Origin of the sequence: Eubacterium sp. CAG:156, assembly GCF_000434315.1 — a bacterium.
In the GTDB taxonomy this organism is placed as follows: domain Bacteria; phylum Bacillota; class Clostridia; order Lachnospirales; family Lachnospiraceae; genus Eubacterium_U; species Eubacterium_U album.
On sequence record NZ_FR878136.1, the window covers coordinates 39,981 to 59,647 of the forward strand.

Consider the following 19,667-nt stretch of genomic DNA (forward strand, 5'->3'; position numbering starts at 1 on the left):
CATCCTTAAATTATTATATATAATTTTTGCTGTTTTTTCATCATACTTTTATGTTTTTGCTCATAGATTTAATTATAAAAAACTATACAGTTTTCGGAGGTCACACATCATGAGTAAAAGTCCTAAATTTATGGTTTTTCATCTTAAAGAACTTATATATACATTTATATTAATTGTCCTTGGAATCGCCTTAATAATAACCTTAGTTTTAATGTTTAGAAAAGACACCACTACTTCGGCTCCTGCAAGTGATTGCACTTATAAGGCCGGTGTTTATTCCTCTTATATCACGTTAAACGGAAATCCTATGGAAATTCAGGTAGTTTTAGATGATAACCACATAAATTCCATTACAATTGAAAATATTGATGATTCCGTAGCTACAATGTATCCTTTAGTGAAACCTGCTTTTGAGGATATTGCTAATCAGATTGTATCAACTCAGTCATTAGAAAACGTATCTTACAATCCTGAAAGCCAATATACATATTCTGTATTATATAATGCAATATGCGATACAATTAATTCGGCCAAATAATTTCTATGAAATATTTTGATGGCAGCCTTTAATTTTCTCTAACTATATAGTTAATTTGCAACTGCACTTTTGCAAAGCTGATATCACTCTTACTTATAAAAATATCAGCATAATAAATTATAAAAAATAGGATGAGACAATTATGTTTCATCCTATTTTTATTATTAATATACAAATTTTATTTTATGGAAATTATTCATGTATAAATAATTTCGCATACATATTATTTGCTATAATTACTCTAATTCTTCTAACCACTCACGTACTACTGCATCACTTGGCATTCTCAAATCTCCTCTAGGTGAAACCGCAACGCTTCCTACCTTTGGTCCATCAGGAAGGCATGAACGTTTAAACTGCTGCGAAAAGAATCTTCTGTAAAATGTCTTTAACCATTTCAAAATAGTTTCTTTATCATATTTTCCATCAAATGCGTGTTCAGCTAAATATAATACCTTCTTAGGTTCAAATCCAAATCTTAAAATATAATATAAGAAAAAGTCATGCAATTCATATGGTCCAACTACATCCTCTGTTTTCTGTGCTATTTTTCCATTCTTAGTAGGTGGCAGTAATTCAGGACTTACAGGTGTATCTAGCACATCAAATAAAATGTCTGCTAATTTCTTTACTCCACATGTGTCTGCAAAATAATGAACTAAATGTCTTACCAACGTTTTCGGAACTCCCGCATTTACACCATACATAGACATATGGTCTCCATTATAAGTAGCCCATCCTAATGCAAGTTCCGACATATCTCCTGTTCCAATAACCATTCCATTATATTCATTTGCAAAATCCATAAGCAAATAAGTTCTTTGTCTTGCCTGTGCATTTTCATAAGTAATGTCGTGATTATCTATACTATGTCCTAACTGTTTTAAATGAAGTGTTACTGCATCAGCAATATTTACTTCTTTTAGTTCACATCCAAGTTCTTTTACAAGTGTAACTGCATTATTATATGTTCTGTCAGTTGTACCAAATCCCGGCATTGTAACTGCAATTATGTTGCTTCTGTCAATATTAAGTGCATCAAATGCCCTTACAGTAACAAGAAGTGCCAATGTGGAATCAAGTCCACCTGATATTCCTATAACTGCATTTTTACAATTAGTATGTTCTAAACGTTTCTTAAGTCCCATTGTCTGAATTGTAAGAATTTCTTCACATCTCTTATTTCTCTTTTCTTCATCCTTTGGTACAAATGGTGTGTTATCAATTTCTCTTGAAAGTTCAAATTCTTCTAATTCTAAATCAATTTCGCATATTTCATAATCGTCGTCACTAACTGCTGTAAATGTATTCATTCTTTGTCTTTCTGCAGCCAATTTTTCCAAATCTATCTCAGCATATACTGTTTCATTTGTAAATCTTTTTGCCTCTGCTAAGATTGTTCCATTTTCAGCTATCATATTATGTGCCGCAAATACTAAATCAGTAGAAGATTCTCCCTCTCCTGCATCAGCATACAAATAAGCTGATATTGTTCTTGCTGACTGTCCTGCCACAAGATTTTTACGATAATTATCTTTTCCTGTTACTTCATCACTTGCTGAAAGATTAGCTATAACTGTTGCTCCTGCCATAGCATAATTTGTGCTAGGTGGATTTGGCACCCATAAATCTTCACATATCTCGATTGCAAATTTAAAGTTTTCTATATTTACACAGTCAAAAAGTATATTTGTTCCAAATGGGATTTCATCATCATAATCGTCATCCCAATCTTCATCATCTTCTTCATCATCTTCCCAGTCGTCTTCATCAAAGTCATCCTGATTATGTTTAAAATCAACTTTGCCATTCTCTGTCATATATATTTTATAATCAAAACCTTCTTTGCAGTTTTCTTCTAAGCTCCATTCATCCTTAGTAACTTCAAATGAAACATATCCTTCAACACCTTTTCCTGATGCAAAATGTCTTGCTTCATAAAACTCGGAATAATTAGGTATATATGACTTAGGTACAATTCCAAGTATCTCTCCATCATAAACAACTGCCGCAACATTGTATAACTTGCCATTATATACCAATGGGAGTCCGACTATAGCTACAATTTCTTTATCTTCACAATGTTTTGCTATTGCCACCAACTTTTTCTTTGCATTTTTTAGCATGTGCTGCTGCCAGAACAAATCGCTGCATGTATATCCCGTAATACATAATTCAGGGAATACAACAAACTGTGCTCCATTATCATAAACTTCATCAATTAATTTACATATCTCTTTAGCGTTATATTCACAATCTCCTACTTTAATTTTAGGAGTTGCGCACGCAACCTTTATAAATCCATTATTCATGTCAATCCATATCTCCTATGTTAGATATTCGTGAATTAATATTTTAATACACGCTTACCTCTAATGATACCCCATTGTCAAATTTATTGTCAACATTTCACGTAAATTGTCTCTTTTTATATTGCTTTTTATGGTATACATTTAATGAATGTCCAATTTTAATTATATACCTATTTTTTAATATACATTCAACGTAATGCTTTTTATGTTATATTCATGATTTTTTCATAAATAACAGAACAAGAAACGCCTAATATCAGATTTATTTTTTGATATCAGAGCGTTTCCATAAGTTATTATTTAAATGAAAAATTAAATATAGAAGTCTTAAAATTATTCATAATAACTCTATATATTAACCGAGCATCGAATCCGTCAGGCAAAAAGTCGAAAACTTTCGACCCCAACATATATATATTAATATCTTCTTGGAATAAATGTGTTATATCCTACATTTCTTAAATTCATTTCCATCATCGCAGCATTATCAATATCATCAAACACTCCAACCTGTACCTTATACAATCCGTTCTCAAATATGACATCTGCCGGATACCCCTGTTGTCTTAATTTATACGCCATATTATTTGCTAACTGTCTGTTTCTAAATGCACCAACCTGTACTGTATATGTGTTTCCGTCAGCATCCTGCGTATCATAATTTTCAAGAGTTTCCATTATTGCACTTGCTATTGCATTTGCTATTTCATAGAATTTTTCATCAAATAATTTATTATCAATATCTGAATTAATGAAGCCCGCTTCTATTAATACTGCCGGCATCTTTGTTCTTTTTAAAACTACTAAATTAGGTCTTTCAACGACTCCTTTATCTTCAAATCCTATCTTTGTAAGATTTGCATTAATATTTCTTGTAAGTTGTGCTTTTAAGCCACTGTCATCATATACTAAAGTCTGCACTCCACTATACTGATTTTCTGTAGGCGCAGAATTTCTATGAAATGATACAAATAAATCTGCTCCTGCATTATTTGCCTTAGTTGCTTTTTCAAATGGGGTATCATAGACATCTGATGTTCTTGTAAATTCCACATCATATCCATTATTTCTTAAAATCTCCCCTACCGCTGTAGCAAGTCGTAACGCATCATCTTTCTCCTGTCTGCCTTCATAAACGGCCCCTGGGTCTGTTCCACCATGTCCCGGGTCCAACATAATTTTATAAGCCATAAACACCTTAATAACAAATTCGTTATCATATAGTATGCTTATGGCTTACCAAAAATACCTATATTTTATTTTTTGTTTACATTTGTTTCGTTATTGTTCTGATTATCTCTTGCACCGTTTATGATGTCATCCCCTGCATCTTCAACACCATCGATAACATCATCCACTACATCATCTGCAACTCCGTCACCATTTGTATCAGTTGAACTATTTACGTTTCCTGCTTTTCTTGTTGTTTCGTTTCTGTCTGTTCTATTTGTTGTAGTCTCTGTTGTCATTTCATTTGTTGTTTCTACAGTTTCATTCATTGATTCATTCATTTCATCGTTTGCTGCATCTTTATTTCCACAGCCTACAAATCCAACCATTGAAAGCATCATTACAAATGCCACTAAGTATTTTTTAATATTGTTCATAATAACCTCCATAAAAGTTTTTACATCATTTATTATGAACACTTTTACAAAAATTATAAAAATATATAAAAAAATAGAAATAATTTAAATTGAAATCAATAAAAATTATTTCTATTTTTTATTTTAATTTAATACATCAGCCATATTGTACATTCCTGTTTCTTTAGAAGCAAGATATTTAGCTGCATCAACAGCACCTTTTGCAAATACTGCTCTTGAGTAAGCTGTATGCTTAATTTCAATTACTTCATCAATACCTGCATATATAACTTCATGCTCACCTACAATTGTTCCGCCTCTTACAGCTGAAATTCCAATTTCCTTTTCAGGTCTCTTTTCTCTTCTGCTGCTTCTGTCATATGTATAATCATATTCGTTATTTAAAACCTGATTAATACAATCTGCAAGAGCTAAAGCTGTTCCACTTGGAGCGTCTAATTTCTGATTATGATGCTTTTCTACAATTTCAATATCATATCCTCTGTTGGCTAACACTTCTGTTGCAACTTTTAAAATCTTCATTAATGTGTTAATTCCTAAAGACATATTTGCTGATTTTAAAATAGCAACTTTTTCACTTGCCTTCTGAACATTATCTAACTGTTCTGATGTAAGACCTGTTGTACATAAAACAACCGGAATTTTCTTTTCTACTGCATACTTTAATAAATCATCTACTGCACTAGCTGTTGAAAAATCAATAATTACATCTGCATCAACATTACAGTCAAAAATATTTGTGAAAACAGGATAATCATTTGTCACTTTGTCATAAGCATCAATTCCTGCGACAATCTGTACGTCTGTATCTTTATTAGCTATATCAGTAATCATTCTTCCCATTCTACCGTTACAGCCATTCATAATTATGTTTGTCATCTTTACCTCCGTATGAAAGTTTTATAAAAGTCCGTAATTCTCCATTGCTTTTCTTAATCTTTCTTTGTTAGCATCTGTCATTTCTGTTAAAGGAGCTCTAAGTGAACCAGCCTTATATCCTAACATATTCATTGCTGCCTTTACAGGAATTGGATTAACTTCACAGAATAATGCATCAATTAATTCAATTGCTTCTAACTGAATCTTCTGTGCCTTTTCAATATCTCCATCCATATATGATGCTACCATATCATGAACTTTAGCAGGTGCTACATTTGACCAAACTGAAATAACGCCCTTTCCGCCTAATGATAACAATGGAAGAACCTGGTCGTCATTTCCTGAATAGATATCAAGACATCCATCTGCAAGTGATGCTAACTTAGCTACCTGTGAAATATTTCCTGATGCTTCTTTAATTGCAACTACATTCTTTACTTCTTTTGCAATCTTAACTGCTGTTTCAGGAAGGATGTTTGTTCCTGTTCTTGATGGTACATTATACATAATAATAGGAATATTTACTGCGTCTGAAATATCCTTATAATACTGATATAATCCACCCTGAGTAGCTTTATTATAATATGGTGTAACACATAATAATCCGTCCGCGCCAACTTCCTGTGCCTGTTTAGCAAGGTTGACTGCTTCTCTTGTACAGTTAGAACCTGTTCCTGCAATTACAGGAATACGCTTAGCTGTCTTATCTACTGCATATTTAATACATTTAATATGTTCTTCATCATTCATTGTTGAAGATTCACCTGTTGTTCCACAAATAATAATTGCATCTGTGCCTCCGGCAATCTGATCTTCAATAATTCTTCCTAATTCATCATAATTAATTGAACCATCTTCATTCATAGGTGTGATAATTGCTACACCTGCACCTGTAAAAATTGACATTTTAATGTCCTCCTTCATAATCTTAATCCCATTATTTACACCACTTATCTTATATCTAATCTTTGTAACTGAAAAAGTTTTATATTCTTCATACAAATATCACTTAAAATCGTTATCTTTCAATTACATGCGTAATAAAAGGGACCACGTGGTGTGCTCCCTAAAAGTATCGCTTCGATGCTTATAAGTAGCTCTCCATCAGGGTACTTCCTAATGACAGTTATATGGCTCTTAACCATATACCCAAAAATTCATCTCCGGAATGAATCCTTTCGGCGCCACATCCTTTCCTCTGTAATCGCCTGTCTCCGGGACATCATACAGTTTACTAATAAGTAGCGCAACCTCTACTATCATTTAAAATAATAATAGCACTCCACATTCTATAAGTCAACCTAATTCACCCCTTTACGAATAGCGGTAAATTATATTTCCCCTCCTTATATAATATGGTCATATTGCTATATTGTCTATCATTTTATCAAAATATCTTTAATATCATTTTCTTTTATTACATCTACGGAATCATCCTGATATCCATCAGGTATACCTACACTTGAATACAATTCACCAAGCTCAGTAAATTCACCTGTAGAAATGTCATACAATGCTGATGCTCCATTTCTCGCATCCCTGCTTCCAAATGAAAACCATGCATATCTTTCTACATAATCTCTTTCTTCTAATCCCGGTATTACACCTTTCATATATCCAATAACAGCATCTAACTGCTCCTGATTTTTTCCCGGATCTCCTGATATTGCAAACTCCGTAATCCAAATCGGCTTATGATACATTTCATATGTCTGGTCAATCAAATCTAAAAATGCCTGAACACCTTCATCACTATACCAGTTCCAATAATGATGTAACGCAATAAAATCTATACTAAGATTATCATCTGCATCAATCTTCTCCATGAACGGCTGAAACCAGTCTTTTGACCACGGAGGGCATAATGCTGTTGCCGGTGAACTTATCTGTATGCCTTTATTCATAAAATCAGGCCATGCATCTACAACTTCATCAACTGTTAAATTTGACTGTTCCGTAAAATCAGGCTCATTATATGTTAACAAATATTTATATCCCGTTTTTTCAAGTCGTTCTATCATTTTTGTCTCAGTTGAACTATAAGTCCACATCATTGGTATATACTCCATATTTTCAAATGAATAATAACTAAATGGTGTAATATCCCAATTATAATACCATGATGCATTCATCTTATCTGCCGCAAGTTCTCTTGACATATCCTTATTTACACATAAACCTTTTTTTGAAATATAAAATGTAAATACATCTGAATATATTTTACTTCCATTATCATAATCAGCTTCTATGTATAATTCATAGGAATTCGTCTTTACTCCGTGAAATTCTACTGTAGCCACAGATGCTATATCTGATATGGATTCTTCTTTTTTTGTCATATCTTCCAGCTTCATTCCTGAAACAAAACCCTCATCTTCTTTTTCCTCTTTTGCAAATTCATCTGGCTTTATGGTAAATTGCTTTTCTCCATCTATAAAAATATTATATTCGTTTACTTTGCCATATTTTCCACTGTTTTCGTATATATCTTCTAAATTTGCAATCGTAATATCTATATTTCCTGCACCTATCATCTTTCCCGGGGTTGGATTAACAAGTGCATTTTCTTTCCATTTAATCAGTGTATCTTCTTTTTTACTATTATCATTTACCAATATACCCACAATTCCTATTGCCGCTCCAAAACAGCACATAATAATTGCAGCAATTAATTTTTTAATATTTTTCATTGATTTTCCCTTAATAAACCTTAATCCCTTCAATTTTTAAGCCATAAATACAGATTAAAATTTATAATTGTATTTATGGCCTTATTATTAAATCTGTATTATTTAACTTTTACTGATTTTGTCTTGCTCCATGCGCCATATACTTTTTTAGTTCCAACTTTTGTATATGCTCTTACCTTAAAGTAAAACTTTGTTTTTCTATCTAATTTTTTTATTGTTACAGTTGTTTTGGATGTACTCTTTTCTAAATATCCTATAAACTTCTTACTGTCAGAATATTTTATCTGATATCCTTTTGCTTTTGCAACTTTCTTTATTCTTATTTTTGCTGTCTTTTTCTTTAAACTTTTTACAGATATAATACCTGCCTTACCCGGCTTTACTACTTTCTCATTATTTTTATCTGATTTATTGTTGTCATTAGCAGCTTGTGATGTAGCATACACAACATTCATCGTAGTATTATCTACTGCTGTACAATTTCCATAACTATATCCTTCAGGATTTCCATTTGCAACGTATGCATTTCCTAAATCAGTTAATACACCTGTTTTATTTGTCCATAACGCTGCTGCACCATTTGTTCCATCTGTTGTATCGAATGAGAACCATGAATATCTTTCTACATAACTTCTCTCATCTAATCCTTTTAATACAGCCTCTAAAAATTCTTTACATTTCTTTCTTCCATTTGTATCACTATATCCCCAACCACTAGGAGCAAATTCCGTAATCCATATTGGTTTATGATACATTTGATATGTTTTATCTACTACATCTGTAAGAAAATCATTTGCAGCTTCAACTCCTCCATAGGTCTTGTAATAACAATGTAAAGGAATAAAATCTATTGTACTTTGGTCAATTCCATTCATAAATGTTCTAAACCATGTTCCATTACCCCAAGAAGGACTATATGCAGGTGCCGGCGAACCTAAATAATAATTATTTCCTAAAAAATTACTCCAATTTTTGATAGCAGTATTTACATTTATATTACTTCCACCTGCATTTGCTCCCATATCCGGTTCATTATATGCAAGTAAATACTTGTATCCTTTAGCCACTATTGATGATATATACTTTTCTGAGCTCGTTCCCCAAATCATAGGAACATAGTCGATATCTGTATAACAACTATATGTAAATGGATTTACTCCCCAGTTGTAATACCAACCGATATTCATATCATCCGGTATTAACATTTTTCCCATTTTATCATTTACACATAATCCTTTTTTAGTTACGTAAAAATAAAAAGTTGATGATGTTACACTAGAACCATCTGTAAATTCTGCAACAATATAAGTCTTATGACTGCTTACTGTCGTCGTATAAAATTCAAACTGTGTGGTAGTTGCCGTTGCAGTATTTACAAGTGCATCATCTACATACACCTTATAACCTTTTACTTCTCCTAAATCATTTGCACTTGTCCACTTTATATCAACATAGCCTGCAGGTACTAATTTGCCTGCTACCGGACTTGTTATTGCATTTGTCTGCCACTGTGTTATTGCACCTGCATCACTATTTATTGTAACTGCTTTAACATCATTGTTAAAAGCAGGTGTTCCGGCAATAACCACCGCTGACATCAAAGCCATTGCAATTACTTTTCTTAACTTTCTCATATAATAATCTCCTGTTACCTTTTCAAAATAAATAGGTAAGATACTCACCCCTATTTCCTTTTTCTTTTGTCTAACAATCACTTATGCAATTATTTTTTCTTACTATTTTTAGCTGATTTTGCTTTTTTTGCTTTTTTTGTCTTTTTTACTCTTTTAACTTTCTTTATTTTTGCTACTTTCTTGCTGCTCCAACCTGTATACAACTTTGAGCCATCCATAATAAAGTAAGCTCTTGACTGAACATAATACTTTTTTCCGGCTTTTAATTTTTTAAGTACATATGTAAGTTTTGTTGTACTCTTTGTTTTAGCTTTCTTCATATTCTTATATGTTGAATATTTGATTTCATATCCTGCTGCATTATTTACGCTCTTAAGATTTAATTTAATAGTTTTCTTTTTGTTATTTGCTAATGCAGTATATATAACAGGTTTAACTGATGCTGCACACGCAACTGCTGATGTATCAACTCCACTTGGAGTATATACTCCATAAGTTTTTGCCGGATATCCTGCAGGATTTCCAATTTCTGCGTATAACTTTCCTAATTCTGTTAACACTCCGGTATTTCTGTACCACAAACCTGAAGCACTGTCTGTAAATTTGCTATTGTCTTCAGGGTCGAATGAAAACCATGCATATCTTTCTACATAACTTCTTGCATTTAATCCTTCTAATACAATCTTTAAAAAGTTTCTTGTATTTGCTGCGCATGTTGGATCAGCCATGCTTAAGTTCATATGCTGTTCACCTACTGCAAATTCAGTAATCCAAATTGGCTTATGATATAATGCATATGTCTGGTCAATTGCTTGTAAAAACTGTAATGCACCTTTAGTTGAATCTAAATCAGTTCCCCAATAACAATGTACCGCAATAAAATCAACATCTAACGAACTATTTGCTGATATCTTTTCCATAAAAGGTTTAAACCATTTATCAGACCAGCACGGTGCTGTAGCTGTTGCAGGTGAGCCAACTTTAAGTCCTGAATTACAAAAATCCTGCCATCTGTTAATTACTTTTTCAATTGACATATTAGACTGATTTGTTAAATCTGGTTCATTATATCCTAAAATATATTTGTATCCATTCTTTTTTGCGTTTTCAAAAGCTGCTTCTTTAACTGTTCCCTGTCCCCATATCATAGGTACATAGTCCATATTATCAAATGATCTGTTTTTAAAATTTTTTTCATTATATGCTGTAAAGCCCCAATTATAATACCAACCAACATTTAATGAAGAAGCATCTATACCTACTCCCATATCTTCATTTATACAAATTCCTTTCTTTGTAACATAAAAAGTACTTGTATTTGTATTAACTACTGTTCCGTTTGTTAATGTAGCTGAAACGTATGCTGTATGTGCAGATACATCAACTGTGTAAAATTCGCATGATAAAGTTTCTGCTGATGTTGGAGACACTGTTCCTATTAAAGCATTATCAACATAAACTGCATATGATGAAACTCCTTCTAAATTATTATTCCATTTTACATCAATGTATCCTGCCCCAATTAATGAGCCATTAGCAGGACTGATTAATCCATTATTTGTCCATTCTGTTGTTGAAACTGTAGCAGCTGCTGCTTCATTGCTTGTGCTTGCAACATAATTAATTCCTGAAAATGCAACAACTAATGATAATGCAAATGCTAATATTCTCTTTGCTTTTCTCATATTCTTATCCTCTCTAACTAAATAAAATGTTTCTACATTTAAACTCAAATTATAGCATCTAAGATTTTTGTTTAAAAAAAGGGCGCAAAGACTTATATGATATTCATATAAAATCTCTACACCCTTTCACCTGCTTAAGATTAATTCTAATATTAAACTTATTTAACTACAACTAACTTCTTAGCTGACCATTTTTTACTAAATACTTTGTTATCTGCTGAATCTGTTGTATAAGCTTTAGCTCTTACGTATACAATTGATCCAGATTTAAGTTTCTTAAGTGTAATTTTTGTCTTTTTAGATATTTTCTGTTTAGCACCCTTAAACTTTGAATTTGTTGAATACTGAACAGCATATCCTTTAACGTTCTTTGCTTTCTTAAGTGATACAACTGCTTTCTTAGCACTTGTGCTCTTTACAGAAGCAACTTTAACTTTAGCTGGTGCAGCTGTTTTCTTCCACTGTGCAACAAGTGTCAAGTCACTTGGAACAACAGAATTAAAATTATATGAAGCTCCATTAGCTGTATAACCTACTAATGTGTATCCTTTTCTCTTAGCTGCAAATGTATCAACCTTTTCGCCTTCATTTACATATTTTGTAGACATTGTCTTATTCTGGCTTACAAAATTAACAGTGTACTGTTTATTAGCTGTAACTACAAAATTGTTTACATGAATATATCCTGCCATACCAATTTCATCAGCATATGTCTTTAAGAATGCACCTAAAGCGAATTTTAATCCAATGTTTCCTTTTTTATAATCCTTTGGTACATTGATTACCGCTGAAACCTTCATACTTTCTTTCTTTGAAGAATCTAATGTAATATATCCATCTGATGTAATATTAGATGTTGAAGTTAACTCTAAAGCTTCATCACCATTACCAGGCTTATATGCTTTAAATAATATATGTTTTGTTGTAATTGGAGCAATTACATTTCCTAAAGCATCTTTTTTATTTACCTTTAATGTGCTGGAAATATCAAAAGAAATTGTGTAATTACGTCCAGCTTCAACAGGTACATTTTCAAGTGTGGCTGTCATACCCCATGGGTTATCATTTACTAATTCATTTGTTAACTTATTGTATTCTCCATCCCATCCAGAATTAATAACAAAGAAATCAAAATTAGAAACTGTTGAACCTGCTGTTATGTATCCTTCAGTTGCATAATCAACACCTTTTGTCTGAGGGATGGCTTTTAAAGCTTCTTCCCATTCTCCACCATCTTCCCTAGTACATACTGAAAATGATGTCCACTGTGTTAATCCTGCCAAAACATTTGTTCCTGCCGGAACTTGAGCTGCTGATGCAACGCCTGCCATTCCTATAGTCATAACAGATGCTAAAGCAACCGCCATAGTTTTCTTAAATAATCTCACTTATTTGTCCTCCTAATTACAGTCCTTATGTTTAATATGCGGCAATATTTTGATAATTGCCGCATACTTACTTTTGAAAATTATATTTGCTGTTCTGTTTTATTATTTTTTAATTGTTACTTTTACAGCTTTGCTCCACTTACCAAATCCTGCAGCATTCTTAGCACGAACCTGAACTTTGTATGTCTTACCTACTGCAAGTTTTTTGATTTTTGCATTTGTCTTTTTAGCGTTGTATTTCTTGTTTCCAACCTTAACCTGATATGACTTAGCACCTTTTACTTTCTTCCAAGTAACCTTAACTGACTTCTTAGCATTGTTAACAACCTTAACACCCTTAACCTTTGCAGGTTTGCTTGCTACTACTGCAGGAGCTGCTGTTGTAGGAGTTACTGTTGCAGGAGTTCCTGTTTTAGGAGCTCCTGTATTTGTATTACCTGTTGGAGCCTTTGTTGTCTGTCTTTCAGGAATAACGCTCTGTGTATACTTTTCACCCATTAAAGAAATGTCTGTGAATGCTAATGTTCCATGTGCATTTACATTTTCTGATGTTCCATATGCGTATGCATACTTGCAAGCCTTAGCTGCTTCTTCTGTAACTTTTCCAGCCTTAACTGCCTGTGTTAATTCATATGAATAATAATATGAACCATATGCTAACTGAACCTTAATATCATTACTTAAGTAATCAGGACTTACAGGAACGTCAAATTCGTATGTTTCTGTTGCTCCTGCTGGAACAGTTATTGTCTTAAATAACATTGTGTTATCATTATCACCTTCAATACCACTATTTACAGTAATTGTAATATTCTTTTCTGTCTTTGTAGTTGTATCTGCTTCCATCATTCCGTTATTAACTGTAAATTTTAATTTATATGTATTTCCAGGAACAACTTTAGCATTAATTTCTGATGTAATCTGATATGGTTTTTCACCCCAGATTTTATCATTTAATACAATTGCATCTTCCGGAGCAGCGCTTTCTGCTGTCCAATTAGCCTGCCATCCTGTAATAGAAATATTGGCAGAAACATTATCTACTGCTGTTGACTTAAATGTTGTCTGTGTAATAACAGCATCATTTGGTTCATAACTTTCTGCTGAACTTGTCCAACTACCTGTAAGTGCGTTAGCTGTATCAGCCTTAACGTCTGTTGTGTTTACCTTGAATCCTACTGCAAGTGTGGCAACTAAAGCTGTTGTCATAGCACCTGCCATAACTTTGTTGAAAACCTTTCTCATCTTCAATTTCCTCCTCAAATAAAATTGTTTTTTTTCTTTTTGAAAACGTTTATTTTCAATCTATGAACATCTTATCATAAACGTTTTTATTTTACAATCCAAAATATCATATTTTCACAAATAAAACGATTTTCAATTTGAAATACTGTCTAATTTTCACATATAAACAATCAATCAGTTTAATTTCTGATGTAAAAATTGTAACATTTTTATTGTTCTTTATTTAGATGTTTTAAATGTTTTAGTCTTTGACCACGCTCCTTTTTTAGTTCCACTGACAGCTCTTACTCTTACATAATATTTCTTACCACCTGCCAATTTGCTTAATACAATAGTTAATTTACCGGTTTTCTTTATCTTTGATTTTTTAAATTTCTTATTCAAAGAATACTGAACCTGATATTGCTTAACACCTGAAACTTTCTTCCATGTTACTTTAGCAGATTTTTTCTTTGTTGCTTTTGCACTCTTAATCTTAACTTTACCAATTGTAGTTGCCTTTGTTGTTTCTTGTGGTACTGTAGTTGTTGGTGCAACCTGAGTTGTTGTTTCTTCTACCTTAGGTGTAGCAGTTGTTGTTGGCTGCTGTGTTGTTGGTTCCTCATATACATACTTATCAGCATCAGTTAACTTATATGTTTCATAACCTTCCGGATTACCTAATGATGCATATAAGAATCCATTATCTGTTAATTTACCTGAGTCATAATCAAATAATGCAGTTGATCCACTTGCATCATTTGAATCAATATCATTTGCTGAATTAATATTGTATGGGAACCATGCATATCTTTCTACAAAATCCATCTCATCTAACTGTGCACATACTTCTTTAATAAATGCACCTGTTTTTTCATTTTCACCAGGTTTCTGATAACTATAATCGAATTTGTCTCCATATGCCTTGCTTCCAAAAATTCCCATTTCGGTAATCCAAACAGGCTTTCCATATAATTCATGTACTTTCTTTACAGCATCCGTCACCATGCTAACACTTCTCTGACTAATATATGTATGAATTGCTACACAATCGCAACTAACTCCTTCAATCTCTATCTGAACTCCATTATAATCAACTGTTCCGCCTTTCAAGAATGGTGTAAGCCATCCACTGTATGTTCCGTTAGGATTACTAATAGCCGGAGATACAGTTCTCTTTCCAAGTTTCTGTATTTCCTCCCAGCCCTTCTGAGCCTGTACAACTGATATATTTGCCTGAGCTGATAATTCCGGTTCATTGTATCCAAGTATGTAATTAGCATCCTTTGGAACTAAAGCGCACTGCTCTGCAATGTATTTAAATAAATTTTCATCTTTTGTTCCATCCGGATCATCCTGATTTCTTCCCCAAATCATTGGTACAAAATCAACTCCATCATCAATTGAATTATTATAAGGTGTTGCCTGCCAATTGTAATACCAAGATAGGTTCATTTTTTTAAGTTCGACTGTTTTACTCATATCTTCACCTAATGCAATTCCTTTTTTAGATACAAAAAAGTTTCTTTCATTAGACTCTACTGTTTCACCCGAAGCTAAAACAGCCTCAACCTTTAATGTATGCTTTGCTATAGATGTTGTATAAACTTCTGCCATCTGTTCATTCTCACCATTAGCTTCTAATTCGACTGCTTTTTTTCCATCAAATACAATATTATAACTTTCTGCATCTGTTACAGATGTATTAACTTTAACATTAATGTATCCTGCTCCTACGAGTTTGCCTTCAGTTGGTGTAATAACTGCTTCTTCTTTCCAACTTGATATAGTGCTACTTTCTTCGTTTGCATCCGCACTTATCACTACAGTCATTGACACTGTCATAACTGCAGCCATAGCAAATGCAACTCCCCTCTTAAAATTTCTCATGTTTTCCTCCTTTATATGCATACCATCTCTGATGGTATTTCTTCCACTCTATTGTCCGATTATTCTCTTATAAAGTCAACAACTTTTATGCATTTTTTACAATTTTGCTTATAATCAATCTTTTTTTTAGATGTTATTTTATTTTTTTAGAATAATATGATTTATAATTTGTTGTATAAATAAATAATATCACTAATTTGTTTATTTGTTTGTGGCACCTTTGCAAGAAAAAACATCCCAAAACAAACTTTTCAGTCTGTTTTGGGATGTTTTTCTGCTTTTTTTAACGATTTTACTCGTCTACATATTCTAATTTGCTGACAGACACTTCATATGCTGTGTGCTTTTCGCTTTCATCTTCATTAATCTTCTTAATGTACTCTCTGCTTTGCACTCTTCCCCATATCTGAATGTGTCCACCCACTTCAAAAGCTGATGCATATCTTGCATTTCTGCCCCAGGCAATGCAAGGTATGTAATCTGATTTACCATACGGTCTGTTAACTGCAATAAGTAAATCTGCGATTTCTCTTCCAAGCGGTGTTTTTCTGTAAATTGGTGGTTTGCAAATAAATCCATCAAGGAAAATCTGATTTGTTCTGCCTGCATCAAGATTCTCTTCTACTTCTTCCCATTCTCTTACGAAAATAGAAAGCACCAATTTGTTTCTTGTCCCCTCATGTCTGTTGTAGGATCGAAACTGTCCTGATACTTCTACAAGTCTTCCTGTGTAATCCTGTGTTACATCAACAAGTCTCTCAGATACCATCAACGGAATAATATCCGTTAATTCACTAAGTCTGTCTACAGATACATCTACCATGTAGAATCCTTCTCCAAAAACTTCATGGCTGTATCTGAATTCAGATACAATCTCACCTACAATGCTAACGCGGTTGTTCTCAATAATCTTGTCGATCATGTGTGCTTCCCCCTTCTGTACCAACCTTTGGTTTCTTATTTCTTTTATCTCTATAATTATATTTCCTTTTTCCACTTTTATGTAAAAATGTGTTCGACCTTTTTCGACTTATATAATTTTTGTCTCAAATTTGTGCTCATTTATCGTCGAATACTAGGGTTTCGCTTCGAAATAATTACTATTATTTACTATAAAATCGATATTTTCTTTATTCATTTACACACAATTTTCTATTATATCTATTTTTTTACCCCTAAATTTTTACCCCAAAGTCTCAACTTTGCCGTGAACTTCATCTTTTGTAAGCATGACATTCCTCTATTACAAAAAAATACCGACATTTGCAAACATCATTCACAAATGTCGGCACAATATTAATAACCAAGGTTCTTTAATGTCATTTTTGTTTCTTTCTTTAAAACGCTGTTAATTGCACTTGAAGCTATGCTGCTTCTTAATTTCTTTACTGTTGCCTGTGGTTTATTCTTTGCTAACTTAACATCAGCAACTACTTCCTGATTCTGAATTGCTTTTATCTGAATCTTGTTTCCTGATGTCTGAATTGTACATACAAAATCTCCAACCTGTTTAAAGATTTTTCCATTTTTCTTTAAGTAATTGTAAAGAGCTATACCATTCTTCTTTTTGTCCTTTGTCACTTTAAGTTTCGCTTTAGACTTAACACATTTGAAGTTTGTAACCTTTACTGATGTACTAAAACTTGAATCAGCATCATTAGGAAGTACTTCTGAGAGTGCATAAATATCACCCTGTTCTTCTGTTCTGTCACCAAATTCTCCACCCATTCCATAATAAATGAATGTTGCATTAGCAGATGCTTTAAATGTTGCCTTGTAGTTTTCTGTTACGCCCGGCTGTAAGTGTAACCAGTCTGCATAAACTACTGTGTCCTGTGAATCTGTAACTTTAAAGAATACCCATTTTTCAGCCGTTGTAGTTGTTGCTTTAAAACTAAGAGTATACTTCTGTCCCTTCTTCACTGTGATGTCTCTGTGTGCCTGTGCTCCCCACACACCGCCCCAGCCAATCGCATCCATATCAGCTGAGAAAGAACTTGCTGTTGCGCCTGACAAACTACCGTCAGCTCCTTCGTACCAATTTTCTCTCTGTCCAAAGTAGCCTTCAAATGTTGTACCTGCAAAACATGTTGCACACATAGCTACTGTTATAGTTGTTGCAACTATAGCAGCTGAAATTTTCCTGATAACCTTTCTCATTGGTTAATCCTCCTTAAATATAAGTATTTGTATCTTCTTTTAGAACTATAACTTATATCTAACACCCTTCAATCTCATTTTATAACATTTACAGGGTCTCCTGCAACCCATTTTTTAATATTATTTTTTACAATTTCAACAAGTCTTGTCCTGGTTTCAACAGGTGCCCATGCTGAGTGAGGTGTAATAATTATATTATCTATATCAAGAATCTCTTCATGCTTTTCCATCGGCTCTACTGCTACTACATCAAGACCTGCTCCTGATATTTTCTTAGATTTAACAGCATCAATTAATGCCTGTTCATCAACTACTCCGCCTCGTGATGTATTTATAAACAGTGCTCCATCTTTCATTTTTTCAAAAAACTCTTTATTACACATCTTTTCTGAATCGCTATTTAATGGGCAATGAATAGAAACTATATCTGATTTTTCAAGCAGTTCATCCATTTCTACAAATCGGACGCTTTCATCTTTCTTAGGACTTCTGTTATACGCTAAGACCTTCATATCAAATGCCTGTGCAATTTTTGCAACTTTCTTTCCTATTGAACCATATCCTACAATTCCTAATGTTCTTCCATCCATTTCTTTCATTGGTTTAAATGGCGAAAATTTTTCGCTGTGTATCCACCCTCCGTCTTTAACAAATTTGTTATACTCTCCAACTTTATTGTAATGTTCAAGAATAAGAGCAAATACATGTTGTGCTACAGCATTTGTAGAATAACTTCCTGCATTACATACCGTTATATTCCTTTCATTTGTATATTCAATATCTACGTTATTATAGCCCGTAGCAAATAATCCTATATATTTAACATTTCCGGCATTTTTTAACGTTTCTTTATTCATGATACATTTATTACACAAAATAATTTCTGAATCCTTTACTCTTTCTGCAATCTCATCATACTTTGTATAATCATAAATTGTCACTTCACCAAATTCATCAAATACTGAAAAATCTATGTCGTCATTCGTCAAAGTTTTTGCATCTAAAATTACTACTCTCATCAGCCCAATATCTCCTACTATTATATTATTAACACTTCCATTAGTCAGTGGTCATTTGTCAAAACATTTGTATAAAATCAGCTTTGTTCGTTATTTTTTTACATTCCTTTCATGTTAGGGACTTTCACCCATTAGAAACGTGCGTCGCAAGGCGTACAACATAAAAAAGAAGTTCCCAAACAGGAACTTCTTTTTATTTATTAATCTTAAAATCAGATTATACTCTTGAAAGGTATTCACCTGTTCTTGTATCAATCTTAATCTTTTCACCCTGGTTAACGAATAATGGAACATATACTGTTGCTCCTGTTTCAACTACTGCAGGTTTTGTAGCACCTGTGGCTGTGTTTCCTTTAACACCAGGTTCAGATTCTGTAATCTCTAATTCTACGAAAAGAGGTGGTTCAATTGCAAATACATCACCATTGTGCGAGCAGATTGTAACCATTTCGTTTTCTTTAACGAACTTAAGTGCATCACCGATTGTTTCTTCTGATAATGCAATCTGTTCAAATGTTTCTGTATCCATGAAGTTATACAATCCACCATCTGCATATAAGTACTGCATTGATTTTCTATCGATGTGAGCCTTAGGACATTTTTCAGTTGGTCTGAAAGTCTTTTCAACTACACCGCCACTC

General features: G+C 33.0%; 16 protein-coding genes and 1 riboswitch. Of the genes, 1 reads left to right on the forward strand and 15 read right to left on the reverse strand.

The window, feature by feature from the left end; all coding sequences use genetic code 11:
• The first annotated feature begins 109 nt into the window (after window positions 1-109).
• Window positions 110-538: a hypothetical protein gene (locus ABMA45_RS01835; protein ID WP_022088178.1), complete on the forward strand. Its 429-nt coding sequence runs from the start codon at window positions 110-112 to the stop codon at window positions 536-538.
• Between the two features lie 236 nt (window positions 539-774).
• Here the strand turns inward: ABMA45_RS01835 and ABMA45_RS01840 are convergent, their stop codons facing one another.
• From ABMA45_RS01840 to efp, 15 genes are all read right to left on the reverse strand, one after another.
• Window positions 775-2,850 (reverse strand): NAD(+) synthase, encoded by a 2,076-nt coding sequence (locus ABMA45_RS01840; protein ID WP_022088179.1) that lies wholly within the window; start codon window positions 2,848-2,850, stop codon window positions 775-777.
• Between the two features lie 417 nt (window positions 2,851-3,267).
• Window positions 3,268-4,041, reverse strand: a complete 774-nt coding sequence (locus ABMA45_RS01845) for an N-acetylmuramoyl-L-alanine amidase (protein ID WP_022088180.1) — start codon at window positions 4,039-4,041, stop codon at window positions 3,268-3,270.
• 65 nt (window positions 4,042-4,106) lie between these two features.
• Window positions 4,107-4,457: a hypothetical protein gene (locus tag ABMA45_RS01850; RefSeq protein ID WP_022088181.1), complete on the reverse strand. Its 351-nt coding sequence runs from the start codon at window positions 4,455-4,457 to the stop codon at window positions 4,107-4,109.
• Between the two features lie 123 nt (window positions 4,458-4,580).
• Window positions 4,581-5,336, reverse strand: coding sequence for a 4-hydroxy-tetrahydrodipicolinate reductase (gene dapB / locus ABMA45_RS01855; protein ID WP_022088182.1), 756 nt, complete (start codon window positions 5,334-5,336; stop codon window positions 4,581-4,583).
• A 21-nt stretch (window positions 5,337-5,357) separates the two neighbouring features.
• The gene (gene dapA, locus ABMA45_RS01860) at window positions 5,358-6,242 is read right to left on the reverse strand and encodes a 4-hydroxy-tetrahydrodipicolinate synthase (RefSeq protein ID WP_022088183.1); all 885 of its coding nucleotides are present in this window, start codon (window positions 6,240-6,242) and stop codon (window positions 5,358-5,360) included.
• Between the two features lie 180 nt (window positions 6,243-6,422).
• A riboswitch (Lysine riboswitch) is annotated at window positions 6,423-6,600 on the reverse strand.
• Window positions 6,601-6,715: 115 nt separating this feature from the next.
• A complete protein-coding gene (locus ABMA45_RS01865; RefSeq protein ID WP_022088184.1) occupies window positions 6,716-8,026 on the reverse strand; it encodes a glycosyl hydrolase in 1,311 nt (436 codons plus the stop codon).
• 98 nt (window positions 8,027-8,124) lie between these two features.
• Window positions 8,125-9,660 carry a glycosyl hydrolase gene (locus tag ABMA45_RS01870; protein WP_348029894.1) on the reverse strand — a complete coding sequence of 512 codons (1,536 nt, stop codon included), beginning with the start codon at window positions 9,658-9,660 and terminating at the stop codon, window positions 8,125-8,127.
• Window positions 9,661-9,749: 89 nt separating this feature from the next.
• Entirely contained in the window at window positions 9,750-11,345 is a 1,596-nt protein-coding gene (locus tag ABMA45_RS01875) for a glycosyl hydrolase (protein ID WP_022088186.1), read from the reverse strand.
• A gap of 158 nt (window positions 11,346-11,503) precedes the next feature.
• Window positions 11,504-12,733: an InlB B-repeat-containing protein gene (locus ABMA45_RS01880; RefSeq protein WP_022088187.1), complete on the reverse strand. Its 1,230-nt coding sequence runs from the start codon at window positions 12,731-12,733 to the stop codon at window positions 11,504-11,506.
• 102 nt (window positions 12,734-12,835) lie between these two features.
• A complete protein-coding gene (locus tag ABMA45_RS01885; RefSeq protein WP_022088188.1) occupies window positions 12,836-13,978 on the reverse strand; it encodes a fibronectin type III domain-containing protein in 1,143 nt (380 codons plus the stop codon).
• A gap of 219 nt (window positions 13,979-14,197) precedes the next feature.
• On the reverse strand, window positions 14,198-15,847 hold the full coding sequence (locus tag ABMA45_RS01890; protein ID WP_022088189.1) for a glycosyl hydrolase: 1,650 nt from the start codon (window positions 15,845-15,847) through the stop codon (window positions 14,198-14,200).
• Window positions 15,848-16,139: 292 nt separating this feature from the next.
• On the reverse strand, window positions 16,140-16,769 hold the full coding sequence (locus tag ABMA45_RS01895) for a single-stranded DNA-binding protein (protein ID WP_022088190.1): 630 nt from the start codon (window positions 16,767-16,769) through the stop codon (window positions 16,140-16,142).
• A 374-nt stretch (window positions 16,770-17,143) separates the two neighbouring features.
• Window positions 17,144-18,007 carry a hypothetical protein gene (locus ABMA45_RS01900; RefSeq protein WP_022088191.1) on the reverse strand — a complete coding sequence of 288 codons (864 nt, stop codon included), beginning with the start codon at window positions 18,005-18,007 and terminating at the stop codon, window positions 17,144-17,146.
• A gap of 74 nt (window positions 18,008-18,081) precedes the next feature.
• Window positions 18,082-19,026: a D-2-hydroxyacid dehydrogenase gene (locus ABMA45_RS01905; RefSeq protein ID WP_022088192.1), complete on the reverse strand. Its 945-nt coding sequence runs from the start codon at window positions 19,024-19,026 to the stop codon at window positions 18,082-18,084.
• Window positions 19,027-19,243: 217 nt separating this feature from the next.
• A partial coding sequence (gene efp / locus ABMA45_RS01910) for an elongation factor P (protein WP_348029895.1) occupies window positions 19,244-19,667 on the reverse strand: 424 nt, incomplete at its 5' end.

Excerpts from the sequence above, each read along its gene's own strand:
- dapB (WP_022088182.1), bottom strand. The coding sequence starts at position 5,336 with ATGACAAACATAATTATGAATGGCTGTAACGGTAGAATGGGAAGAATG.
- ABMA45_RS01840 (WP_022088179.1), bottom strand. The coding sequence starts at position 2,850 with ATGAATAATGGATTTATAAAGGTTGCGTGCGCAACTCCTAAAATTAAA.
- ABMA45_RS01835 (WP_022088178.1), top strand. The coding sequence starts at position 110 with ATGAGTAAAAGTCCTAAATTTATGGTTTTTCATCTTAAAGAACTTATA.
- ABMA45_RS01895 (WP_022088190.1), bottom strand. The coding sequence starts at position 16,769 with ATGATCGACAAGATTATTGAGAACAACCGCGTTAGCATTGTAGGTGAG.
- ABMA45_RS01845 (WP_022088180.1), bottom strand. The coding sequence starts at position 4,041 with ATGGCTTATAAAATTATGTTGGACCCGGGACATGGTGGAACAGACCCA.
- ABMA45_RS01890 (WP_022088189.1), bottom strand. The coding sequence starts at position 15,847 with ATGAGAAATTTTAAGAGGGGAGTTGCATTTGCTATGGCTGCAGTTATG.
- ABMA45_RS01875 (WP_022088186.1), bottom strand. The coding sequence starts at position 11,345 with ATGAGAAAAGCAAAGAGAATATTAGCATTTGCATTATCATTAGTTGTT.
- dapA (WP_022088183.1), bottom strand. The coding sequence starts at position 6,242 with ATGTCAATTTTTACAGGTGCAGGTGTAGCAATTATCACACCTATGAAT.
- ABMA45_RS01870 (WP_348029894.1), bottom strand. The coding sequence starts at position 9,660 with ATGAGAAAGTTAAGAAAAGTAATTGCAATGGCTTTGATGTCAGCGGTG.
- ABMA45_RS01865 (WP_022088184.1), bottom strand. The coding sequence starts at position 8,026 with ATGAAAAATATTAAAAAATTAATTGCTGCAATTATTATGTGCTGTTTT.
- ABMA45_RS01885 (WP_022088188.1), bottom strand. The coding sequence starts at position 13,978 with ATGAGAAAGGTTTTCAACAAAGTTATGGCAGGTGCTATGACAACAGCT.
- ABMA45_RS01900 (WP_022088191.1), bottom strand. The coding sequence starts at position 18,007 with ATGAGAAAGGTTATCAGGAAAATTTCAGCTGCTATAGTTGCAACAACT.
- ABMA45_RS01905 (WP_022088192.1), bottom strand. The coding sequence starts at position 19,026 with ATGAGAGTAGTAATTTTAGATGCAAAAACTTTGACGAATGACGACATA.
- ABMA45_RS01850 (WP_022088181.1), bottom strand. The coding sequence starts at position 4,457 with ATGAACAATATTAAAAAATACTTAGTGGCATTTGTAATGATGCTTTCA.